A 2818-nucleotide genomic window follows, 5' to 3' on the forward strand; every position below is an offset into this window, starting at 1 on the left:
GTTGAGGACGATGGCGCGGACCATCTCTTCGCTTCCCGCGACGGCGTAGGCGATCGCGCCGGTGAGGGCCAGGCCGGCGGACATCCATCCGTACACGCGCGTCACGAACGCGCGCGTTTCCATCTCCATGGGTGAGATCTGTAGGGCCCCAACATCCGCGCTTGCCATGACTGCTCCTTCCGGGTGAGCTCGCTAGCAGCGGAGTGTAGCGCCGCGCACCGGCGCAGGCAATGGATACTACGGCTGGCTGACTCGGATCTCCGGCGTCGCCTCGAGCAGCGAGCGGGTGTAGGGATGCTCCGGCGCGGAGGTCAAGCGCTCGGCGGGTCCGGCCTCGACGATGCGTCCGGCATGCATCACGGCGATATGCGTGGCCAGGTAGCGCACCACGGGCAGCGAATGGGAGATGAAGAGCAGGGTGAGTCCGAACTCGCGCTGCAGCCGGGCCAGCAGGTTGACGATCTGCGCGCCCACGCTAACGTCCAGCGATGACACCGGCTCGTCGGCAACGATGAAACGCGGCTTCAACGCCAGCGCGCGGGCGATGGCGATCCTCTGGCGCTGGCCGCCGGAGAACTCGTGGGGATAGCGGGCCAGAGCCGATTCCTCCAGCCCCACAGCGCGCAGCAGTTCGGCGGCGCGCTCCCGGCGGCGCACGCGGCCGGGGTTCTCATGGATCACCAGTGGCTCGCTGACGGCCTGCTCCACCGTCATGCGGGGGTCGAGCGAGGCGAACGGGTCCTGAAAGACGATCTGCATGTCGCGGCGCAGGCGGCGCAGCTCGCGCCCGCGGGCCGCCAGCACGTCCACACCGTCAAAGCGCACGCTCCCGGAGGTCGGTTCGATGAGCCGCAAGATCAGCCGCCCCAGCGTGCTCTTGCCGGAACCGGATTCACCCACCAGGCCCAGCGTCTCCCCGGCTTCGATCTCGAGTGATATGCCGTCCACCGCGCGCACGTGCCGCTCGGCGCCTCCGCCGAATGCGGATTCGCCCAGGGGAAAGACCTTCACCAGGTCACGGACTTCGACGAGAGCCACGAAGGAAGGCTAAAGGAAAAGGTAAGAAGTAAAAAGGAAAAACCCAGGACGCCAACCGCCAGAGGCCAACGACGAAGGCGCGGCTTACTTCTTCGCCTTGGCGATGGCAAGCAGCAGATCGCTATCGCCGCCGCCGGCGCGGATCTGCTGTTCAGTCTTGTCATTGAGCGCGAAATCCACGCCGCGCTCCTGTATCAGCGTGGCCGCCCGCTTGGGTGAGATGCCGCCCAGCAGCATGTCCACCACGTCCTGCACCGTGAAGGGCCGGGGCCCGCGGGGAGCCAACTTGAGGACTGGACCAACAAGGTGAAGCTCGCCGCCGGCCAGGACCTGAAGCTGGAAGCCAAGCTATCCTAACGCGGGCGAGCCGCGCCGGCATAGTGAGCGTTACTTCTTTGCCTTGGCGATGGCAAGCAGCAGGTCGCTGTCGGCGCCAGCATCGCGCAGGCGTTTCTCCGCCTGGCTGCTGAGCTCGAAGTCCACGCCGTACTCGCCGACCATCTCTACCACGCGCTTTCTGGGCAGGTCGGAGAGCGCCTTTTCCACCTCGGCCAGGGTCAAGGGCGGTGGGCCGGGAGGCGGCAGGCGTTTGAGATCGAGCCGGAAGTTCTGCCGCACCCCGCCGCGTGTGAGAACGTAGCCCTGCAGAGCATTGGGGCCGAGGGCGAGCGGGACGCTTGCGGCTTCGAACTCTACCGAGCCATCGTCACGGCGGCGCAAGGTGGCGGATTGGCCGGCCACCTCCACCTTGTCCACGTCTTGAAAGCCAACCGCGAGGCCACGCACCTTCACGGCGGCGTCCCGGACCTCGCTGCCCGCGCCCGGCTCCAGCACCCGCACCTCCGGCCGGCCCACCTTGAACGTCATCTGACTGACTGATTTGTCCGTCGCCGTGGCCACCACCACCACCGCGCTCATCCCGGCGCTGAGCGGCAGGTCGCGCAGGTCGAACTCCACCGTCTGGGGCGCGAGGGGCTTGAAGAAGGCGCTCTGGCCGTTGACGGAAACCGAGGCGATGCCCGAAGCTTGGCTGGCGATGCCGCGCACGTGCAGGGTGGGGTCATAGGCGGGGACGGTGCGGCCCTCCTCCGCTCCGGCGGGCTCCAGCATGCTGATAGTGGGCGGCGGCGCGGTAGGCGCGGCGGGCTTGGGTGGAGCGAAGCGCGCGTACCGCGCCTCTCCCATGGCCAGCGCATCCTCCGGATTATTGGCGGTGCTGATCAGCTCCTGATAGCCGGTCGAGTGGGCGCGGCCGCTCTCCAGGTTGCTGCGCGCGACCTGCCAGAAGTGGTAGTTGGTCCCGTGGAAGCGGAGTTCGGCGGCGCGATTGGGAAGGCCGAAGGTGGTCCACTCCTTGGCCAGCTCCAGCTCGGAGCGGCGGTACTCGAAAGAGTGACCCTTGTCGCCCCGCACCACCTCATAGCGGATGGTGTCGCGGGAGAAGGAGAGCCAGCCGTAATCAAAGGAGGCGAACAGGCCGCTACCGCTAAAGTGCGCCACGGGATAGCGCACTGCCGGGTTGTCGCCGGGGTTGACTAGTTCGCCCTCCGAGCTGGTGCCGCTCCGCGACGAAGCTTTGCTCTGGCCCCACAGCGGCAGCCACGCGAGACAGAGCACCACCACACATCCGTAGAAAGCAAACCGGCGAAGGAAGGGATTCATGGTCCTGGATTTCCCCAGCGACAGGGGAAGGTCTCTATTCTAGCGTCTTTGAGGGTGGCGCGGTTACTTCTGGCCGGAGTCCGCCGCCTTGGCGCTGCGATTCACTTCCAGCTTGAAG

At 66.9% G+C, this 2818-nt stretch carries 3 protein-coding genes; all 3 read right to left on the reverse strand.

From position 1 onward, the window contains the following. Positions 1 to 237: 237 nt before the first annotated feature. Positions 238 to 1038 (reverse strand): ATP-binding cassette domain-containing protein, encoded by an 801-nt coding sequence (locus VGQ94_00825; protein ID HEV2021050.1) that lies wholly within the window; start codon positions 1036 to 1038, stop codon positions 238 to 240. 84 nt (positions 1039 to 1122) lie between these two features. Beyond that, a complete protein-coding gene (locus tag VGQ94_00830) occupies positions 1123 to 1323 on the reverse strand; it encodes a hypothetical protein (GenBank protein HEV2021051.1) in 201 nt (66 codons plus the stop codon). A gap of 102 nt (positions 1324 to 1425) precedes the next feature. Next, on the reverse strand, positions 1426 to 2700 hold the full coding sequence (locus tag VGQ94_00835) for a hypothetical protein (GenBank protein ID HEV2021052.1): 1275 nt from the start codon (positions 2698 to 2700) through the stop codon (positions 1426 to 1428). Between the last annotated feature and the right edge of the window lie 118 nt (positions 2701 to 2818).

The organism is Terriglobales bacterium, from assembly GCA_035937135.1.
Taxonomy (GTDB): domain Bacteria; phylum Acidobacteriota; class Terriglobia; order Terriglobales; family Acidobacteriaceae; genus DASYVL01.

Bases quoted from the DNA above. Each gene is read 5' to 3' on its own strand.
- VGQ94_00835 (HEV2021052.1), bottom strand. From the start codon at position 2,700: ATGAATCCCTTCCTTCGCCGGTTTGCTTTCTACGGATGTGTGGTGGTG.